Annotated in this window: 20 protein-coding genes and 1 tRNA gene; 11 read left to right on the forward strand and 10 right to left on the reverse strand. The window is 40.7% G+C overall.

The window, feature by feature from the left end; all coding sequences use genetic code 11:
* Positions 1–22: 22 nt before the first annotated feature.
* From BROSI_RS00835 to BROSI_RS00865, 7 genes are read left to right on the forward strand one after another with little or no spacing between them, the layout of a single operon-like run.
* Positions 23–1,765: a GspE/PulE family protein gene (locus tag BROSI_RS00835; RefSeq protein WP_052561459.1), complete on the forward strand. Its 1,743-nt coding sequence runs from the start codon at positions 23–25 to the stop codon at positions 1,763–1,765.
* 58 nt (positions 1,766–1,823) lie between these two features.
* Positions 1,824–3,080, forward strand: a complete 1,257-nt coding sequence (locus BROSI_RS00840; RefSeq protein WP_052561460.1) for a type II secretion system F family protein — start codon at positions 1,824–1,826, stop codon at positions 3,078–3,080.
* Between the two features lie 53 nt (positions 3,081–3,133).
* A complete protein-coding gene (locus tag BROSI_RS00845) occupies positions 3,134–3,586 on the forward strand; it encodes a GspH/FimT family pseudopilin (RefSeq protein WP_052561462.1) in 453 nt (150 codons plus the stop codon).
* Between the two features lie 33 nt (positions 3,587–3,619).
* Positions 3,620–4,012, forward strand: coding sequence for a hypothetical protein (locus tag BROSI_RS00850; protein WP_052561465.1), 393 nt, complete (start codon positions 3,620–3,622; stop codon positions 4,010–4,012).
* Between the two features lie 3 nt (positions 4,013–4,015).
* Positions 4,016–4,783 carry a prepilin-type N-terminal cleavage/methylation domain-containing protein gene (locus tag BROSI_RS00855; protein WP_052561468.1) on the forward strand — a complete coding sequence of 256 codons (768 nt, stop codon included), beginning with the start codon at positions 4,016–4,018 and terminating at the stop codon, positions 4,781–4,783.
* A 17-nt stretch (positions 4,784–4,800) separates the two neighbouring features.
* Complete coding sequence (locus BROSI_RS00860) at positions 4,801–6,294, forward strand: pilus assembly PilX family protein (protein WP_052561470.1); 1,494 nt, start codon at positions 4,801–4,803, stop codon at positions 6,292–6,294.
* 9 nt (positions 6,295–6,303) lie between these two features.
* Positions 6,304–6,801 (forward strand): NUDIX hydrolase, encoded by a 498-nt coding sequence (locus BROSI_RS00865; protein ID WP_052561472.1) that lies wholly within the window; start codon positions 6,304–6,306, stop codon positions 6,799–6,801.
* 31 nt (positions 6,802–6,832) lie between these two features.
* On the opposite strand, the gene pheT is transcribed toward BROSI_RS00865, so the two are convergent.
* The 7 genes from pheT to BROSI_RS00900 all read right to left on the reverse strand — a co-directional run bounded on the left by pheT (position 6,833) and on the right by BROSI_RS00900 (position 13,311).
* A complete protein-coding gene (pheT, locus tag BROSI_RS00870) occupies positions 6,833–8,842 on the reverse strand; it encodes a phenylalanine--tRNA ligase subunit beta (RefSeq protein WP_052561474.1) in 2,010 nt (669 codons plus the stop codon).
* Between the two features lie 7 nt (positions 8,843–8,849).
* Positions 8,850–9,866, reverse strand: a complete 1,017-nt coding sequence (gene pheS / locus BROSI_RS00875) for a phenylalanine--tRNA ligase subunit alpha (protein WP_052561475.1) — start codon at positions 9,864–9,866, stop codon at positions 8,850–8,852.
* A 172-nt stretch (positions 9,867–10,038) separates the two neighbouring features.
* The gene (gene rplT / locus BROSI_RS00880; protein WP_052561477.1) at positions 10,039–10,392 is read right to left on the reverse strand and encodes a 50S ribosomal protein L20; all 354 of its coding nucleotides are present in this window, start codon (positions 10,390–10,392) and stop codon (positions 10,039–10,041) included.
* A 37-nt stretch (positions 10,393–10,429) separates the two neighbouring features.
* Positions 10,430–10,627, reverse strand: a complete 198-nt coding sequence (gene rpmI / locus BROSI_RS00885) for a 50S ribosomal protein L35 (RefSeq protein WP_052561479.1) — start codon at positions 10,625–10,627, stop codon at positions 10,430–10,432.
* Positions 10,628–10,725: 98 nt separating this feature from the next.
* Entirely contained in the window at positions 10,726–11,223 is a 498-nt protein-coding gene (infC, locus tag BROSI_RS00890) for a translation initiation factor IF-3 (RefSeq protein ID WP_052561481.1), read from the reverse strand.
* Positions 11,224–11,250: 27 nt separating this feature from the next.
* Positions 11,251–13,173 (reverse strand): threonine--tRNA ligase, encoded by a 1,923-nt coding sequence (gene thrS, locus BROSI_RS00895; protein ID WP_052561484.1) that lies wholly within the window; start codon positions 13,171–13,173, stop codon positions 11,251–11,253.
* 61 nt (positions 13,174–13,234) lie between these two features.
* Positions 13,235–13,311: transfer RNA gene (locus tag BROSI_RS00900), tRNA-Val, on the reverse strand.
* 308 nt (positions 13,312–13,619) lie between these two features.
* Between BROSI_RS00900 and nadA the strand changes: the two genes are divergently transcribed.
* On the forward strand, positions 13,620–14,525 hold the full coding sequence (gene nadA, locus BROSI_RS00905; RefSeq protein ID WP_052561486.1) for a quinolinate synthase NadA: 906 nt from the start codon (positions 13,620–13,622) through the stop codon (positions 14,523–14,525).
* 40 nt (positions 14,526–14,565) lie between these two features.
* Positions 14,566–15,393: an ATP-dependent sacrificial sulfur transferase LarE gene (gene larE / locus BROSI_RS00910; protein WP_052561488.1), complete on the forward strand. Its 828-nt coding sequence runs from the start codon at positions 14,566–14,568 to the stop codon at positions 15,391–15,393.
* Positions 15,394–15,442: 49 nt separating this feature from the next.
* On the opposite strand, the gene BROSI_RS20645 is transcribed toward larE, so the two are convergent.
* Positions 15,443–16,120: a DUF1559 family PulG-like putative transporter gene (locus BROSI_RS20645; RefSeq protein ID WP_052561489.1), complete on the reverse strand. Its 678-nt coding sequence runs from the start codon at positions 16,118–16,120 to the stop codon at positions 15,443–15,445.
* A 300-nt stretch (positions 16,121–16,420) separates the two neighbouring features.
* Between BROSI_RS20645 and amrS the strand changes: the two genes are divergently transcribed.
* Positions 16,421–17,431, forward strand: a complete 1,011-nt coding sequence (gene amrS, locus BROSI_RS00920) for an AmmeMemoRadiSam system radical SAM enzyme (RefSeq protein ID WP_052561491.1) — start codon at positions 16,421–16,423, stop codon at positions 17,429–17,431.
* 21 nt (positions 17,432–17,452) lie between these two features.
* A complete protein-coding gene (locus BROSI_RS00925) occupies positions 17,453–17,917 on the forward strand; it encodes a universal stress protein (protein WP_052561494.1) in 465 nt (154 codons plus the stop codon).
* 115 nt (positions 17,918–18,032) lie between these two features.
* Here the strand turns inward: BROSI_RS00925 and BROSI_RS00930 are convergent, their stop codons facing one another.
* Both BROSI_RS00930 and BROSI_RS20650 read right to left on the reverse strand, forming a co-directional pair.
* On the reverse strand, positions 18,033–18,428 hold the full coding sequence (locus tag BROSI_RS00930; RefSeq protein ID WP_052561496.1) for a hypothetical protein: 396 nt from the start codon (positions 18,426–18,428) through the stop codon (positions 18,033–18,035).
* Between the two features lie 15 nt (positions 18,429–18,443).
* Complete coding sequence (locus BROSI_RS20650) at positions 18,444–18,599, reverse strand: hypothetical protein (RefSeq protein ID WP_157842297.1); 156 nt, start codon at positions 18,597–18,599, stop codon at positions 18,444–18,446.
* Positions 18,600–18,860 lie beyond the last annotated feature (261 nt).

Consider the following 18,860-nt stretch of genomic DNA (forward strand, 5'->3'; position numbering starts at 1 on the left):
AACCAATGAAGATACTTTAATTATGCAGATACAAGAGAAAACAAAGATAGATTTAAAGACTGAAGCGAAGAAAAGACTCTTCGGGCAATTATTGAAAGATAAAGGGTTTGTTACGGAAGAACAGATCCAGGAAGCATTGGCTGTACAAAAACAGAAAGGTGGTTTGCTTGGAGACATCCTGGTCAGTCTTCATTACGTAACCAATAAGCAGATTATGCAGGCATTGAGCGAACACCTGGGGTTAGAGATTGTAACTATTGAAAACCTGGAAATACCGGACGAAATTATACGTTTAGTACCCCATGCCATAGTTCATCTGTATCGTATAATTCCCATAGGCTTTAAAGACAATATCCTCACCATTGTTCAGGAAGATCCCTTAAATTTCGAAACCACAGATGATCTAAGATTACTACTCAGGTATTCGATAAAACCAGTCCTTTGTAATAAAGGTGAAGTCATTCGTGCCTTGGAAAAGTACTATCCTAAAAAGCACGAATCTGTGGAACAATTATTATCAGAATTTAAGAAGGACAAGTCTTACCCGCAAACTATCAAAGGCGAGTATATTGATATTGATGAACTCAGGAAGATGGCCGATGCTGCTCCTGTAAAGAAGTGGGTTGGTCTTATGTTTTTGGACGCCGTTTTAAACAAGGCCAGTGATATCCATTTTGAAGCCTTTGAAGACGGATTTAGAGTCAGATACCGGATAGATGGTGTGCTTTACGAGAAGATTTCTCCGCCAAGACAATTAGGGATACCGATTACCTCAAGAATAAAGGTCATATCGGGTATGGATATTTCCGAACGCAAATTACCTCAGGATGGACGGATTCAATTAAATGTTGGTGGCACAGCCATTGACATGCGGGTTTCCACACTTCCCACGAAATACGGGGAAAGCATTGTCATGCGCCTGCTGAATAAATCGGCTGTATCGCTTAATCTGGATACCTTAGGATTGAATCCTGAAGAATTAAAATTAATGCACCAATTACTGAATAAACCTAACGGAATAATCCTTGTTACAGGTCCAACCGGCTCAGGCAAAACAACAACCCTGTATGCGGCATTAAATTATTTAAACGATGTTGGCACAAAAATTATTACTACTGAAGATCCAGTGGAATATGACATTGATGGTCTCATTCAGGTGCAGATAAATCCGTCTATTGGTGTAGTCTTTGCAAATTGTTTGAGGGCAATTTTAAGACAAGACCCTGATATTATTCTGATTGGGGAAATACGGGATGAAGAATCAGCCAGAATTGCCATACAAGCCTCGTTAACGGGACATCTGGTTTTCAGTACGCTGCATACCAATGATGCCCCCACCACGGCAACTCGGCTCATTGACATGGGCATTAAACCTTATCTGATTGCTGCTACGGTAGAGGCTGTTATTAGTCAAAGGTTAGTACGTAAGATTTGTGTATCCTGCAAAGAAGAATACGAACCTTCAGAAGAGTCTTTAATGGAACTAAATCTTACAAAGGCAGATGTCACAGGGAAAAAGTTTTTCAGGGGCAAAGGCTGTAATAATTGTAATAAGATAGGTTATAAAGGACGCATAGGGATATTTGAAATAATGGTTATAAACAACGAAATACGACGGTTGATTACCGAACACGCGAATACAAACGTAATTAGAATGACTGCGAAAAAAAATGGAATGAAAATCTTAAGGGAGAGTGGATTAATGGCAATAGACAACGGATTAACAACGATTCAGGAAGTCGTAAGGGAAACAATGTTAGTGTAATTTTGCGGTACTGGATAAAGATTTTTAATGTTTAAACCAAAATTGAAGGGGCTTTCCAATGGCTGTTTTTCAATATAATGCCGTTGATAACAGGGGACAGACTGTAAAGAACAGGATTGAGGCATCCACATCCGACGAGGCGATTGCGAAGATACGTGGGTTGGGCTACTTTCCCACCAGTATGAAAGAGGTACATGTTCGCCAGAAATCCGGTGAAATATCCGTCACAAATACGCCTTCTAAAAAGCGTGGGGAGATATCTATCACTTTCGGTGGGGTTAAATCGAAGGAATTAACCGTCTTTACGCGTCAACTATCAACGCTCCAGGACGCAGGCCTGCCCATTATACGCGGTTTAAAGATACTCGCATCTCAAATGAAGAAAGGGTTACTGAAAAAAACAACATTAAAAGTCATAGAAGACATTGAGGGAGGGCGTACCCTCTCCGGAGCGCTTGCAAAACATCCGAGGGTATTTGATAAACTGTATATTAATATTGTACGGGCCGGAGAGGTGAGTGGCTCACTTGACGTTATCTTACAGCGATTAGCCGATTTCCGGGAGAAGATCGAGCGACTTGTCAGAAAAATAATCAGCGCTATGATATACCCAACTGTTGTTGCAATTGTTGCGATAGGTATTTTAATCGGCCTTATGATTTTTATCATCCCAAATTTTGCAAAAATTTTTGAAGAACTGAATTTGGAACTGCCTACCCCAACCAAAATGCTTATTACCTTTAGCCTGATTTTAAAGACTCAATGGATATTTATCCCTTCTCTCCCTTTTGGTACTTTTATACTCTATAAGATTGCAGGAAAGATAAAAAAAGTGCGGTTATTAATAGACAAAACCAAATTTAGATTGCCCATCTTTGGAACGATTATAAACAAATCTACCGTATCAAGATTTACCCGTACGCTTGCAACTCTGACTTCCAGTGGGGTGCCCATATTAGATGCCCTCAATAATGTCAAGGATGCTACAGGAAATGCGGCTATGGCGCAAGCTATCCATCATATCCATGATAGTGTCAGGAGTGGAGAAAGTATTACGAAGCCACTTCGTGCTTCCAAGATTTGTAATGAAATGGTAGTCAATATGGTGGAGGTCGGAGAAGAAACAGGGGAATTGGATAAAATGCTCACAAAGGTAGCAGATAATTACGATGACGAAGTGGACAGGGCTGTAGAGGCAATGGTCAGCCTGATAGAGCCTATTATGATTGTTTTTCTTGGCGGGTCAGTTGGATTCATCGTAATTGCTATGTTTATACCGTTAATTAAATTAATGCAGGGCTTTGGTGCTCAGTAACCCATTTTTCTTTGCAAAATCATTGTACTATAAAACAAACAGGACATTCAAAGATGCACAACCAAAAGGGCTTTTCCCTCATTGAAATGGTAATAGCTGTAGCCATAATTGCCATCTTAACTGGAATTGCTGTTCCTGTTTATGTCAGCATGAAACCATCACTCTGGTTAAGTGGGGCAACCAGACAAATTATGGGTGATCTGATGTGGGCAAGGATGCAGGCAATCAGCCAGAATAATGAATTCAGAATTATTTACGACAACAATCATCGATATCGAATATTGGACGATGATAACAATAATGGTACCAGTACTACTGGCGAATCTATTATAACAAAAGATATTCGTGACAAATATGATGACGTAACTTATCACTCAAGTAATGCAAACAATCTCATTTTCTATCCCAAAGGAAATGCAGCAAATTTAACAACAATAACCATTACTAATAGAAGTGGAACAAAAACTGTTAGTGTTGCCATTACCGGTCGAGTTAAGAAGCAATAATATATTTGCAAAATAGATTGTAAAGGATTATCTATGATAAAGAAACACTTTATACAGAAACCGTTTGCAGGTTGTGACAATGGATTTACCATGCTAGAAATTATATTAGCTATCGCAATCATTGCCATAGGTTTGTTTACTGTAATGATCATGGTAATTACAGTAAGCAAGGGCAATACATACAGTAAAAATATAACGACTGCAACAACTATGGCTCAGGATAAACTGGAATATTTTAAAAAGATCGATTATAGCAGTATTGCAGGAACATCCACACTTACCGGAATCTCTACCGTTTATTATTTGGTGGCAAATGTCGATACCGGCATGAATACAAAAACCATTACCATCGATGTATATTGGAATCCAGCAACTGCGACATCGTCTCATAAAGTCCAACTAAAAACTATTCGCGCAGAGGACTAATACATGCCTTACCTGTCAAAAAACAACGAAAGCGGCTTCAGCATCATAGAATTGATGGTAAGCCTTGCTATTACCTTAATCTTAATGGTTGTGGCAATCAAGATGTTTACTATTCAACGTGTCGCATACAATTCACAGGAACAGATTACCGACCTGCAACAAAATATCAGGTCTAGCATGGATGTTGTGTCCCGGGAGATACGGATGGCTGGTTATATGGTTGTGGGAACAACCACGATTAGGACTGCTGGCACAAGCACAATTACCTTCCTGGGCGATATCGACAGTGATATTGTTGCTGACCTTGTTATTAATGCTGGTGCAGGAACTACTACCCTATTTGTTAGCGTAACCCCTGACAATGACTACGAGATAGAAAGTACAGACTGTATTTATATTTCTGACGGACTTCATTCAGAACTCATTCCCGTTAACAGTTCTGCTCCTCATTTTATTGGTGAACCGGATCCCATTTATCTCAAGACTGGCTTGTTATATTCATATCCTGCAGGAAGCACTACAGTTCGTAGTGTGGAAAGAGTCACGTTCAGTCTCGATACAACAAATAAAAGGATAGATCGAAATACTCAACCGCTTGCGGAAAACATAGAAGTCATGCGTTTTACCTACGGCACAAACATACAAACCGGAGCTACAAATACTGTGAACATTGCAATTGCAGGGCGTACCATGAATAAATTTCTCAATTATCCAGGAGATGGTTATCGTCGCGGGACATTAACATCAACGATTCAGGTAAGAAATGAATAAATGGAAGAGAGCCGCACATGAAAACAAAACAATTCCAAAACAAGATATCTCCATACACGATGTATAAACAGGATAAAGGGATAGTCCTTGTCGCTACCCTCGCATTAATAGCAATTATAACTCTCATCAGCACCGCAGCTTTTTACACAACCAACACTGATATTAAGATAAGCGGCAATTATAAGACGAGCACTCAGGCATTTTATCTAGCCGAGGCGGGTATACATGATGGAATTGGCCGATTACTGCTTGGTGACATATCAGATAGTGGGGCAAAGCTAGATCCAAACTGGAACACTACATCAACCTACTCATCATCAGGGCTCAATAACAGTTTTACGGTAACACATCACGTAATTGGCAGCAGCGTTGTAACTGACGATGGCGGCGTTCCGCTCTTTCTGATTAATTCCACCGGCACCAGTTCAACGTCAATAAAGCACATAGAAGTAGTAGTCCGCCTCATATATGCACTTCCTTTCACAAAGGCATTAGAAGGGTGTGACGGAATAAATATATCAAGCAATGTTTTTACGGATAGTTATGATTCTGCTAAAGGAGATTATCTCTCACAGGTAATTCCTGCTGCTATCAGGAAGGACGCGCAAAATAATGCATGGGCTAAGGATAGAGGGAATGTAAGTACCGCTAATGCCGGCGCTGATGTAATTATAGATGGCAATGCACAGATCCATGGAAGTGCTAAAGCAACACGATATGTCGGCGCTCCGGGAATGGGTATTCCAGCAACCGGTTTGGGAACTCCAGCTATGCTTACCGGTTACAGAGGCGTCCCGGATACAACTGGCGTTAATGCTGTTATTTACGGAATTCCCATTGAAAATAATCCCCCCACCCCCTGTGACCCACTCGATACTTCAACCATTTTCAGTACGGCAGATGATATTGTGGCAACTAACAACAATACAGAGATAGTTAATCTTGCTACTCCTCCTAACAATCCTTATAATCTAGGCTCAAAGGCCTTTGACCTCTGTTCCAACGATACTTTTACATTAGGAATTTCCAGTCAGACGAAAAATTACTATTTTAGCAGTTTCAACCTTAATTCAAATTCTCATTTAGATATCTATGGAGCGGTAACTCTTTATGTCAGTGGAAATTTTAACCTCTCTAGTAATGCTAGTATTACCGTGAACAACGGTTCAAGTTTAACTGTTTATGTTACAGGAACTACAAATTTCAATTCTAATGTTATTCAGAATCTAGGCGGAGGACCTTTAGACTTTACGATATATTCCTCAGCCGCATCTTCTAGCAGCACTGATTATAAGGTCGCGTTGGACTCTAATACTGACTTGTTTGGTACAATATATGCGCCTTATGCGGCTATCGATCTCAATTCGAATTCTATTTCTTCTGGAGCAATCAGAGGGAAATATATAACCGCAGGTTCTAATGCAAAATTCCATTATGACGAAGCCTTAGGGAGACTAGAAGGATATCCCGTTATGGGCTATGAAATTATTTCCTGGCGCGAGGGCAATTGAGGGTCTTTTATGATTATTTACTCTGGCAAAAAGATAAACGTAAGAAAAGATGAAATTATTCTGGATGATGGGAGAGCGGTAATGAGAGAGGTCATTGAGCACCCAGGTTCTGCCGCCATTATCCCTTTTATCTCAGTAAATGAAATTATCCTTATTCAGCAATACAGACATGCCGTCAGGGAGACTATTTACGAAATTCCTGCCGGTACACTTGATAAGGGTGAAACATTCGATGCATGCGCGGGGCGAGAATTGGAAGAAGAGATAGGCTATAGAGCCGGTATACTCGAACCCCTCATAATTCTTTATCCCTCTCCTGGTATTCTGAGTGAGACGATGCATCTCTTTAAGGCGACTAATCTTATAAAAACCCAAACAAATTATCAGATGGATGAATCAATCAAAGGTGTTGTCCAAATTAAGCTGAGTGATGCTGTGGAGATGGTGAAGAAGGGCGTAATCAGAGATGCAAAAACAGTTTGCAGTATTTTGTTGTGCCTTAAATGATCAAATTTAAGGTTTTAGACGTGCAATATCATTATGCTTTTCTTAAGTCGGCGCCGAGGGTTTTATGCAGGGAAGCGAGAATAATTTGTTGGGCGTTATCGACCTCTTCACTTGTTAGCGTTCGGTCATGATCTTGAAAACAGAGGTTAAAGGCAACACTCTTTTTCCCCGCAGGTACCTGTTTACCACGATAAACATCAAAGAAGTTGATCTCCCTCAGACAATTAACCGGTGTGTTTCTAATGCATTTTTCAATATAATCCCATGTATGCGTTTCGTTCACGATAATAGCCAAATCCCGAAAGACCGGTGGATACTGTGACAGAGGTCGATATTTTTTGGTAAAATTTGTTTTTTCGACTAATAAATCCATATCCAATTCCACCATACATGACGATATTTTGGATCCCAATTCTTTGGCCTCTCCTAAAAATCCTAATGGTTCCTCACCAAGTGAGATCTTTGCAGACTTTTCATTTTTAAATAATTTTAATCCAATAACACCAATGTCCCCCCTCCATTCACTTCCTGATACAATGCCAAGATTCAAAAGCAAGGATTCAACAATACCTTTTAGTGCAAAAAAATCGACATCCGCAAGGATGGATAAACAGGTTTTTTCATCTGGCAGTTTATCACCTGCGAGGTATACTTTTGCAATTTCGAAGATTTTTATCTGTTCGGTACCATGATTCATATTATATCGTTTGGTCTTGATAAGACTGGGAAGAAGAGATGTCCGCAAACGGCTTTCTTCCTGTCTCAGTGGGTTGACAATATCGATGCCCACCCTATCTGACCACAGATTCACGGACTGTAATGGTGAAATATCAACAATGCTAAAAGTTTTGACTTCGTAAAAACCGAGGCTGGTTAGAAACTGACGAGTAGTGTTCTCGACAATCTCGTACTTATTCTTTGCACTGCCACGGACAGTGATAGAAGTCCTTGTCGGAATATTATTATACCCGTAAATTCTGGCCACCTCTTCAATCAGGTCAATTTCACGATAGGCATCACCTCGAAAACTCGGTACTTCAACATCAATAAAGTTATCAATATCATTGAGAATAGTAAATTGAAGCTTTTTTAAAATATCTATAGCAACGTCTCTTTTTATTTCCACCCCTAGAACTTTACGAAGCCGTTCCACGCGAAGGGTAATTTTTTTTGCTTCGTACCTCCCTGCTCTTATGTCAATGGCGCCACTGGCGATCTCTCCACCTGCATAATCTTTGATAAGACTTATGGCCCTTTGAAGTGCATGGTCTAATCCTTCCGGGTCTGTACCTCTTTCAAACCGATATGAGGAATCTGAAGCAATGCCTAATGCCCTTGATGTACGCCGTACTTGTCTTGGCTCGAATTGCGCGCATTCCAGGAGGACGCTTTTGGTTGATTCGGAAACCTCTGTTTCCTTGCCACCCATAATACCAGCAACGGCAACAGGCCGCCTGCCGTCTGCAATGACCAACATGTCATGAAAAAGCGCCCGTCTGGCTCCGTTGATGACAACAATTTCATCTCCGCTTCTGGCCTTTCTTACAATAATTTTTTGCTCTGTCAGCTTATCCAGATCAAATGCGTGGAGGGGTTGTCCTGTTTCCATCATCACATAATTGGTGATGTCTACGATGTTATTTACAGGTCGAAGACCGATGCACTTCAGCCTCTTTTGTATCCATTCCGGGGAATGTCCCACGGTTATCTGACGAATTACCCTGGCTGTATAGCGGGGACACAGTATCGGTTCTTCAACGGTGATATCAATAAATTTTGATATCTCGGTATTTGCAGTTACAAAAGGAGTTTCCGGGGAGTGTAGGCTTCCTCCCACCGCCGCTGCCACTTCACGTGCAATACCAATAATGCCGAGGCAATCGGAACGATTGGAAGTAACTTCTATGTCAAGGCAGAAATCGTCTTCTACAGGTTTAATGTCGGCAACTACCAACCCTACGTTGGTTAACTTATCGGCCAGTTCCTGTGGTGACAGGCAAAAATCGACATATTCTTTAAGCCAGCTGTAACTGATTTTCATTTACAATTCAGAATTGTGATAAAAAGCGTATGTCATTTTCATAGAAGAGACGTATATCGCAGATACCATACTTCAGCATGGTGATCCGTTCGACACCCATTCCAAACGCAAAACCTGTGTACTTTTCAATATCATAATGTACGGCTTTGAACACATTTGGGTCAACCATGCCAGCCCCTAATATCTCGACCCACCCGCTATAAGAACAGACATTACACCCTTTGCCTCCACAGAGAGAACATGAAATATCAATCTCAGCGCTTGGCTCGGTAAAAGGAAAGAACGACGGTCTGAAACGCACTTGAATGTTCTGGCCAAAATAAGTCTTAATGAATTGATTTAGTACCCCTTTCAGATCTGCGAAGCTCACCCCTTCATCAACTAACAAACCCTCCACCTGATGAAACATAAAGGAGTGTCTGGCGTCAACAGTATCGGGTCTATAAACCCTGCCTGGTGCAATAATCCGAATGGGTGGTTTCTGTTTTTCCATAATACGAATCTGAACGGTGGATGTTTGGCTTCTGAGAAGCACATCATCTCTGATATAGAAAGTATCAAAATCAGTTCGAGAGGGGTGATCAGGGGGGATGTTCAATGCTTCAAAGTTGTAATGCTCCAATTCTACTTCCGGGCCATAAGCCACATCAAAACCCAACCGGGCAAAAACCTCTTTAATATCATCAATCGTTTGAGTTAGCGGATGCCTTTTTCCTATAGAGGGACGTTTGCCTGGCAGAGTAATATCGAATATCTCACTTTTAATTTTTGGAATTGCTTCTGAGGAGAGCTTTTTAATAAATCCTTCTATCGTATCGGTAATTTCAACCTTAAGGGCGTTGATTTTTTGCCCAAATGCGGCGCGTTTTTCAACTGGCAATGTTGGAATAAGTTTCATGAGGTCATTGATACCACCATTTCTTCCCAGGTATTTTATCTTGAGCTGTTCTGCACCTTTTAGGGTGCTGATCCCTTTAATTTCTTTTTGTAAATTTCTTTTTATCTCTTCTAATGTATCTAACATGCAGATAGGTTTATAAAAGCATAAAAAACACAGGCACGCTCCTTCTATTCCGGCAAACTACCGGAAAAGGACGTGCCTCATATTTTGTAAATACAACCCTACATGAACGGGAGAGACGACTTTGAAGTATTTGTTATGATGAAACAACGTCTTACCACTATCGACTAAAGTTTCAGACTGTTGCTTTTACCTGTTCGACTAACTTATCAAAAGCGGGTTTATCATTGACGGCCATCTCAGCCAGCATCTTTCTATTTAAATCTATTTTGGCCTTGATTAATCCACGAATGAAGCGACTATAAGAAATACCACGTTCTCTGGCCGCAGCACTAATTCTGGAAATCCACAGTTCCCGAAATTTTCTTTTACGTGCCTTCCGGTCGCGGAATGAAAAGGCCATGGCACGGATATACGTTTCCATAGCCTTACGGTACAAATTTCCTCTTCCCCCCCAATAACCTTCCGTCTTATTCAACAATCTTTTTCTCGATCTTTTTCTTGCACAACCTTTTGTTGCTCTTGGCATGTTACAACTCTTTCATATAAAAAATTTAATATTTACCTTAAGATCCTCGTAATGCCCGTGTCATGATCTTATTGAAAGCGGGTGAGACCCCTGTTTTTTTTCTCAAATGTTCCCTTCGCCTTCCCGATTTTCCTGATAGCAGATGGCCCTTTCCGGCTTTTGGCCTCTTGACCTTGCCCTTTGCACTAATTTTAATTCGTTTTTTAAGTCCCTTATGGGTTTTTAGCTTTGGCATTTATAAAACCTCCATATTAACAGAATTCATACTGATTTGAGGGTAGCACGGACAAACTTGTTTGTTCGTGCCTAATTTAATCTTTTATCTTTAAATCTTTACTTGGGGGACAAGATTATTCCCATTCTGCGATCATCCGATATTTTATCCTTTTCTACTTTGGCTATGTCCTCGAGCGCATCGGCGACTTGTTTTAAGATTTCATTGCCTAACTCTGTATGAGCGCGTTCCCTTCCTTTAAACATCATACTGATGAGAACACGGTCTTTATTTTCTAAAAATTTTCTGGCCTGACGAATCTTTGTTTGTACATCATGTTCACCTGTTTTTGGCCTCAGCCTTAATTCCTTTAGCTGGACTACATGTTGCTTCTGATGCAACTTTTTCTTTTGTTTATACTTAAATTTGCCGTAATTCATGATTCTACAGACAGGTGGGTCTGCTTCTGGGGCAACCTCCACAAGGTCGAGTTCCACACTTTTTGCCTTTGCAATAGCTTCTTCCTTGCTAATTACCCCGACCTGCACACCATTTTCGTCTATCAATCGTACCGTAGACGAACGGATCCGTTCGTTAATTCTTAAGTCTTGTGAAATGTATAATCTCCTCCGAAAAAGTGAAAACTATCTTTTCTCTCTAATTTCAGATTCCACGGTTTTTATGAAATCTTCAATTGCCATTACCCCTTCATTTCCTTTTTTTCTGCTTCTTACAGAGACGGCGCCACTTTCTATTTCTTTGTCACCCACTACCAGTAAATAAGGAATTTTCTCCAGCGTGCCTTCTCGTATCTTATAATTAATTTTGGCATTGCTTATATCACATTCTACCCTAAAATTCTTCACAAGCAACTGAGTTTGTAATTTTTTTGCATACTCTGTGTGTGCATCAGTAATGGGTAATATCCTCATTTGAATTGGCGCTATCCACAAAGGGAAATCGCCTGCATAATGTTCGATCAAACAACCCACAAACCGTTCCATAGCCCCAAGGACAGTACGATGAACCATTACCACCCGGTGGTGAAAACCATCCGGGCCAACATAATTGACATCGAATCTTTCCGGGAGGTTGAAGTCAACCTGGATAGTAGGCCCCTGCCACCCGCGCCCTATAGCATCCTTGACCTTAATATCGATCGCCGGGCCATAAAACTTCGCCTCCCCCTCCATCCGTGTATACTTTAGTCCCTTTTTGTCTAAGGCGACTTTCAATGCATTTTCGGCGTGATCCCAAACATCGTCCCGGCCTATATATTTATCTTTTTCTCCCTTACCCCGTACGCTCAATTCTATCTCATATTCCTGAAATCCGAAACTTGATAGCATGAACTGAGCCAATTCGATTACGCCCAAGATTTCACTTTCTAATTGTTCCGGTGTGCAGAATATATGGGCATCGTCCTGAGTAAATCCACGTACACGCAATAATCCATGTAAGACGCCAGACCGTTCATATCGATACACGGTTCCCAATTCCCCCCACCGTAAAGGAAGATCCCGGTAACTGTGAAGTTTCGTTTTGTACATAAGCACTGCAAAAGGGCAATTCATGGGTTTTAGGATATATTCATGTCCGTCAACCTCTATCGGAGAGTACATACTTTCACGATAAAAATTCCAATGACCACTGGTCTTCCATAAATTGATCTTTGCAATATGGGGGCTGTAGAGAATTTCGTATCCCCGCTTGAAATGCTCTTCTCTCCAAAAATTCTCAATAATATTGCGTATCCTGGCGCCCTTTGGATGCCAAAAGGTTAAACCAGCCCCCCCTTCTTCATGAAAACTGAAGAGATCCAAATCTCTTCCAATTTTCCGATGGTCACGTTTTTCCGCCTCTTCCAGGAATTGTAAATATTTGTCAATCTCTTTTTGGGTAAAGAACGCCGTCCCATAAATACGCTGCAGCATGGGATTGGTTTCTTTCCCACGCCAATACGCACCAGCCACGCTAAGGAGTTTGAATGCCTTAACCTTGCTTGTCCTCTGGATATGCGGACCCCGGCACAAATCCACAAAATCTCCTTGCGTGTAAAAAGATACCGTCTCATCCTCGATATCCTTAATAAGTTCTGCTTTAAAAGGCTGACCAATAGCTTCCATCTTCTGTATGGCTACATCGCGAGGTAATTCCATTCTCTTGAATACAATATCCTCACGGATGATTTTTGCCATTTCTTCTTCAATCTTCCTGAGATCTTCTTCGGACAGGCTGTGCTGAAGGCCGAAGTCATAATAAAATCCATTTTCAATGGTAGGGCCTATACCGAGCTTTACACCTGGGAAAAGTCTGCTAACCGCCTGTGCCATAATGTGAGCTGTGCTGTGGCGAAGAATTTCTAACCCTTCTTCTGTGTCTTCAGTAATTACCGAGAGGGAAATATCTTCTTTTATGGGATAACTAAGATCCACAAGAACGCCGCCAGCCTTTCCGGCTAACGCCCTTTCGCCCAAGCGGATACCTATATTGCTGGCAACCTCACCAATGGTTATATTTTCCTTGTATTCCTTTTTTGTTCCGTCAGGTAACGTAATCTTAACCATAAATACAAAAATTTAAGAACTTATTGTTGAAATTTCGAAATATACGCTTAACCAAAACTAATGGTGGGCGATACTGGGCTCGAACCAGTGACCTCTTGCTTGTCGAGCAAGCGCTCTAGCCAACTGAGCTAATCGCCCTAAGTATTAACTTTCGGTAATAATACGTATCTTCCGAAATCTTTAAGAATATCATACTTAGGTCGCATTATGTTATCAGATAGATTTTTTATTGTCAAGGAAAAAGGGAGTTAAAACTTTTACAGAATTTTTAAAAAAGTATTTAAAAACAATTTATGCTCTGATATGATTAGCTTACTATAATTACTCTACTAAATTAAAAAACCATCAAAGGTCTTTAAGACACTAAGTTTCTTTGTGACCTGGTGTCTTAGTGGTATAAAAAGTCACTGAAGGCCTAATTTATGAAAATGAACTAAATTATCTCTATGTCTACTATAATAGATAAAATCAATGAGTTGAAGAAAAAAAGGAATGCCGTGATCCTTGCCCATAACTATCAAAGAGGGGATGTGCAGGATATTGCAGACTTTACAGGCGATTCTTTGGGACTTTCCCAGAAGGCGGCAAAGACAAAGGCCGACATAATTGTATTCTGTGGTGTGCACTTCATGGCGGAGACGGCTTCTATCCTCTGTCCTGATAGAATGGTACTATTGCCCGATGAGCATGCGGGTTGTCCCATGGCCAACATGATAACATTGAGAGAACTCAGGATAAAGAAGAAGGAACACCCTAATGCAAAAGTCGTTTGTTACGTAAATAGCACGGCTGCTATAAAGGCAGAAAGTGACATATGTTGCACTTCTTCCAATGCAATGAAAATTGTGTCATCAATTCCCAAAGACCAGGAAATCCTCTTTATACCAGACAAGAGTCTTGGAGGCTACGTATCGTCTAAATTGAATCGGCCTATGATACTTTGGGAGGGGTATTGCCCTACCCATCACAGAATATTGGCAGAACATATTATTAAATTAAAGGCAGCACACCCTAACGCCAAGGTTGTCGTTCATCCTGAATGCACACCGGATGTGATAGCGTTGGCAGACCACGTTGCCAGCACTACCGGCATTGCCAAATATTGTAAAGAAACGGATGCCAGAGAATTTATCATTGGTACAGAGACGGGTATTCTCCACCGTTTAAAAAAAGAGAATCCGCAAAAAACATTTTTTGCCATTACACACCTTGCCGATTGTTCCAATATGAAGCTTATTAGTTTAGAGAAGGTATTGTGGTCTTTAGAGGATCTCGTTTATCAGATAAAAGTGCCCGATGATATTGCGGCGAAGGCTCGGGTAGCCATCCAAAAAATGCTTGATTTATCGTAATATTTCACCGCAAAGACACAAAGGGTGCAAAAAAAGACGTATGGATACAGAAGAAAAACTGAAAAAATTAAAGGATACGATAACAACCCTGGAAAGCGTTGTGGTAGCCTTTTCCGGGGGCGTAGACAGTTCCCTTGTGGCAAAGGTTTGCTATGATGTGCTTGGAGACAGGGCACTTGCGGTAACTGCACGGTCGGAGACGTACCCTGCATACGAATACGAGGATGCCGTGAAGATTGCAAAAGAAATTGGCATTCCCCATATGACCATTGACACCAGCGAGCTTGGCATCGAGGGATTTGCCCAAAATCCTCCCAATCGTTGCTATTTCTGCAAATCGGAATTATTTGGGAAACTCAAAGAAATCGCCAGGAAAAAGGGGTATAAAAACGTTGCAGATGGCGCTAACCTGGACGATGCAGGCGAATATAGACCAGGTCTTGATGCGGCGAAGGAACTTGATGTACGTAGCCCCTTAAAGGAAAGCGGATTGAGAAAATCAGACATACGTGAGATTTCGAAATATCTGAAACTTTCCAACTGGGATAAACCCCCCTATGCATGCATGTCTTCCCGGTTTCCCTATGGAAACTCAATTACCGAGGAGAAATTGGCCATCGTTGCATCGGCAGAAAATTACTTAAGAAGTATTGGGCTGAAACAATTCCGTGTCAGACACCACGACACCATTGCACGAATTGAGGTGCCGTCAGAAGATATTCCCACACTTTTGCGAAATGGCAGGCGCAAAGACCTTGTTAAGAAATTCAAGGAAATCGGTTATAAATACGTCACGCTTGATATGGAAGGGTATCGGAGTGGCAGTATGAATGAGGTGCTTTCACAGCAAAATAACAAAAAAGGGTAATATCCTTTTCGAATATTACCCTTTTTAAAAAATTCAGAACAAAGAGGAATTATTGCATTATTACAGTATCAGTGCCAACCGAACTTTGTAAAGAATGCGATGAGTTGGAATAATTTTCCCATATATTATCATAGATATAGCCTGTTGTGCTAGAGCCGTAGTAACCGCAAGTCGATGTACCTTTCCATTCAACATGGCCATCGATATAGAGCACATTTTGTCCTTTTTGATTGTGATTGTCTGAAAGGGTTGTACCAGTTCCTAATGCATCAGCAGCGATAGCCACACCTGGGTCATTTCCTGCTGTATGGTTGTCATCGTAACCATAACTGCATCTGGATGATATGAAGCTGTTAGGGTCTGTTGTTAACGCTAAAGCACTTGTTTCTGAAACGCTGCTATCACTCGGGCATCTAAAGACCTTTCTATCGGTAATGTACCCATCAAAAAGCTTTCCCAGTGATTCTAATTCATCTTCTTTTGTTGTGCTATCACTAGCAGTCGTACCAGAAGCGCCGCCTGTAGGAAACGCCTCGTTGTTATCGTTGGCATACATGTTTAGGGCCAAACCGATCTGTTTCAGGTTAGAAGCACACTGCGTCCTGCGGGCTGATTCGCGCGCCCTGGTCAATGCCGGTAACAAAATACCTGCAAGGATACCGATTATGGCAATTACGACCAACAACTCTATTAATGTAAAACCTGCTCTTCCTCTTTTCTTCTTCATGGCCAGGTCCTCCTCAATATTAGTGAATAGTTCTCGTATACAATTTTACAAATTTATCTTTTTTCTCCGATTGCCTTCTTTCGGATACTATAATATCTTTTTTTATATATCGGAACAATGAAAAAATAGTTTAGGAAAAAATTAACCAGGATCATGAACCACCAAGACATGAATATATAAAACTGGTTGAAACTATTATCTTTAGATTAAAGATTACACCTTGATGTATGGGTAATCGATGAAAGATTGGAGAAGATAAATACTTGCCAGAATAAACAAAAAACGGTAATATAAAATACTATGAAAGAAGCCATGTTTTTTGAAAAACTTGGGGATAGCAGGGTAAAGTGCTATCTGTGCCGCCATCACTGTGTTATTGATGATGGTAAAAAGGGCATTTGCCGGGTCAGGGAAAACCATGACGGCACGCTCTATTCCCTTGTTTATAGAAAACTCATTTCTGAGAATATTGACCCCATTGAAAAGAAGCCCCTTTACCATTTTTATCCGGGCAGCACCTCCTTTTCTGTTGCAACCGTGGGATGTAACTTCAGGTGCCTGAATTGTCAAAACTATGAGATCTCACAACTACCGAAGGACCATGAACAGATCGTGGGAAAAGATGTAGCGCCAGAACAGATCGTTGAGGATGCCTTGGGTTATCAATGCAGGAGTATTGCCTATACCTATACGGAACCTACTATTTTCTTTGAATATGCATATGAAATTGCAAAAATAGCCTCCGAGAGATCCGTGAAAAATCTATTTGTGACGAACGGCTATACAACACGGGAAGCCCTTGCAACAATAAAGCCGTATCTTCATGCCGCCAACGTGGATTTAAAATGCTTCTCTGATGAAACATACAAAAAACTCTGTGGCGCGCGGCTGGGAGATGTACTCGATTGCATCCGTTCCTATAAAGAGATGGGTATTTGGATAGAAATTACCACGTTGATCATTCCCGAAGTTAACGATTCAGAGCCTGAGTTGAGACAGATTGCAGCATTTATAAGGAGCGTTGGGCCTGAAATTCCGTGGCATGTAAGCCGCTTTTACCCAAGATATAGACTGATAGAAAAACCGCCAACCCCGGTGAAGACGCTCAGGATGGCCAGAGAAATTGGCCTTGAGGTGGGTTTGCGCTATGTTTATGAAGGTAACGTTCCTGGTGAGGGAGGCGAAAATACCTATTGCTATAAATGCAAAAAAGTCCTTATCAAAAGATATGGCTATCAGATCATTGAAAACAACATCGTCGATGTACGATGTCCTGCGTGTAATACAACGATTGACGGTATTGGCATGTAGTCAAAGTTAAAAGGAGATCCCATGATTATATTAAAAAAGATACTATGCCCCGTAGACCATTCGGAATGTTCGTATCTCGCCTTAAAGTACGCTATTTCTCTGGCATTAAAAGACGAGGCAAAATTATACCTTATGCATGTGATAGACACCCGTTTGTACGATACGGAAATATACAAATTTAGCCCGTATAAAATTGATGAGGTTGATATTGATATGTCCAAAATCCGTGAAGATTTGATGAAAAGTCTGCCAGAAGGCACAACGGATGTATTAGACGTAGAAACGATTATAGTAAAGGGGGTGCCGTTTCATGAGATTGTTAATGCTGCTGCAGAAATTAGCGCGGATATTATAGTGATTGGTACTCATGGTAGAACAGGACTTTCTCATGTTGTTATGGGCAGTGTAGCGGAAAAGGTGGTGAGAAAAGCCACATGTCCTGTACTTACGGTTAGAATGCCACCCCAGCTTTCAGCTACAAATTAAATTTATGAGTAAGTATCTTTTGGTACAAATAAACGGGCCATTGCAGCGTAACAGGTACACCGCAATGGCTCTTTTTACAAAGGGGTCCTTGGGAGAAAACTACCTTTGTTTATATTTACCGTACTGAATATTTTCCCATATGCCTATCGTGTAACTCGCCAATTTTCGATTTATTCCAATTAGATACCCTGCTATAATACCCTACAATACGGGTGACTCCATAGAGCCTCGTGGTAATTCCCGTTTCCAGGGCATGGATAACCGACTCTAAATCTTGCCTGATCACCGAATCCACATCTATGGCAAATGCACATTCTAATTTGTGATTAATAATTTTCAGACAATCCTCTTTGGGTGTATTTCCCGGGATGTCACCATCTATCTCTAAAAACTCATGGCCTTCAACTGCCGCATCAAAGGCATTTAATTTTTCTTCAATAAACAACTGTATGTCTTCCTTGTTGCCAATCCTCTCCCCTACTATAGGATTTTCCAGTATTGCTGTTGTCATTTCTCCAAATCTCCTTTATGCATTTTTCGTAATTTCTTCATTATTTACCGATACTGCTATTCTATAACTACTATCTTTTACACTATAAAAACCCCCCTGCCAGCTATTAACATCTTCTTTATTTTCAAGAACAAGCTTTTTTCGATCACCTCCATTTCTCTTTAAAACCAATTTACATCTTCATTACCATATGTTGTACGTCAAACGACGATATATCTATATCATAAAAAAAAACTTTGTCAAGAATAAAAACACAATATTTTGTATGTCTTTTTAAAATAAGTACAACCTGTTGGTATTTAACTGCTTTTTTTATAGTCACTTACGATTTTGATCAATATATGCAATTAATCAACCTCTTGTATACGGAAAGCGTTCTTAATTTAAACAAATTTTTATTGAAAGATATTCGTGTACATAGTAGAATCCACC

The sequence above is a fragment of the Candidatus Brocadia sinica JPN1 genome (assembly GCF_000949635.1).
GTDB classification, from domain to species: Bacteria; Planctomycetota; Brocadiia; order Brocadiales; family Brocadiaceae; genus Brocadia; species Brocadia sinica.

Bases quoted from the DNA above. Each gene is read 5' to 3' on its own strand.
- BROSI_RS00835 (WP_052561459.1), top strand. From the start codon at position 23: ATGCAGATACAAGAGAAAACAAAGATAGATTTAAAGACTGAAGCGAAG.
- BROSI_RS00840 (WP_052561460.1), top strand. From the start codon at position 1,824: ATGGCTGTTTTTCAATATAATGCCGTTGATAACAGGGGACAGACTGTA.
- BROSI_RS00845 (WP_052561462.1), top strand. From the start codon at position 3,134: ATGCACAACCAAAAGGGCTTTTCCCTCATTGAAATGGTAATAGCTGTA.
- BROSI_RS00850 (WP_052561465.1), top strand. From the start codon at position 3,620: ATGATAAAGAAACACTTTATACAGAAACCGTTTGCAGGTTGTGACAAT.
- BROSI_RS00855 (WP_052561468.1), top strand. From the start codon at position 4,016: ATGCCTTACCTGTCAAAAAACAACGAAAGCGGCTTCAGCATCATAGAA.
- BROSI_RS00860 (WP_052561470.1), top strand. From the start codon at position 4,801: ATGAAAACAAAACAATTCCAAAACAAGATATCTCCATACACGATGTAT.
- BROSI_RS00865 (WP_052561472.1), top strand. From the start codon at position 6,304: ATGATTATTTACTCTGGCAAAAAGATAAACGTAAGAAAAGATGAAATT.
- pheT (WP_052561474.1), bottom strand. From the start codon at position 8,842: ATGAAAATCAGTTACAGCTGGCTTAAAGAATATGTCGATTTTTGCCTG.
- pheS (WP_052561475.1), bottom strand. From the start codon at position 9,866: ATGTTAGATACATTAGAAGAGATAAAAAGAAATTTACAAAAAGAAATT.
- rplT (WP_052561477.1), bottom strand. From the start codon at position 10,392: ATGCCAAGAGCAACAAAAGGTTGTGCAAGAAAAAGATCGAGAAAAAGA.
- rpmI (WP_052561479.1), bottom strand. From the start codon at position 10,627: ATGCCAAAGCTAAAAACCCATAAGGGACTTAAAAAACGAATTAAAATT.
- thrS (WP_052561484.1), bottom strand. From the start codon at position 13,173: ATGGTTAAGATTACGTTACCTGACGGAACAAAAAAGGAATACAAGGAA.
- nadA (WP_052561486.1), top strand. From the start codon at position 13,620: ATGTCTACTATAATAGATAAAATCAATGAGTTGAAGAAAAAAAGGAAT.
- larE (WP_052561488.1), top strand. From the start codon at position 14,566: ATGGATACAGAAGAAAAACTGAAAAAATTAAAGGATACGATAACAACC.
- BROSI_RS20645 (WP_052561489.1), bottom strand. From the start codon at position 16,120: ATGAAGAAGAAAAGAGGAAGAGCAGGTTTTACATTAATAGAGTTGTTG.
- amrS (WP_052561491.1), top strand. From the start codon at position 16,421: ATGAAAGAAGCCATGTTTTTTGAAAAACTTGGGGATAGCAGGGTAAAG.
- BROSI_RS00925 (WP_052561494.1), top strand. From the start codon at position 17,453: ATGATTATATTAAAAAAGATACTATGCCCCGTAGACCATTCGGAATGT.
- BROSI_RS00930 (WP_052561496.1), bottom strand. From the start codon at position 18,428: ATGACAACAGCAATACTGGAAAATCCTATAGTAGGGGAGAGGATTGGC.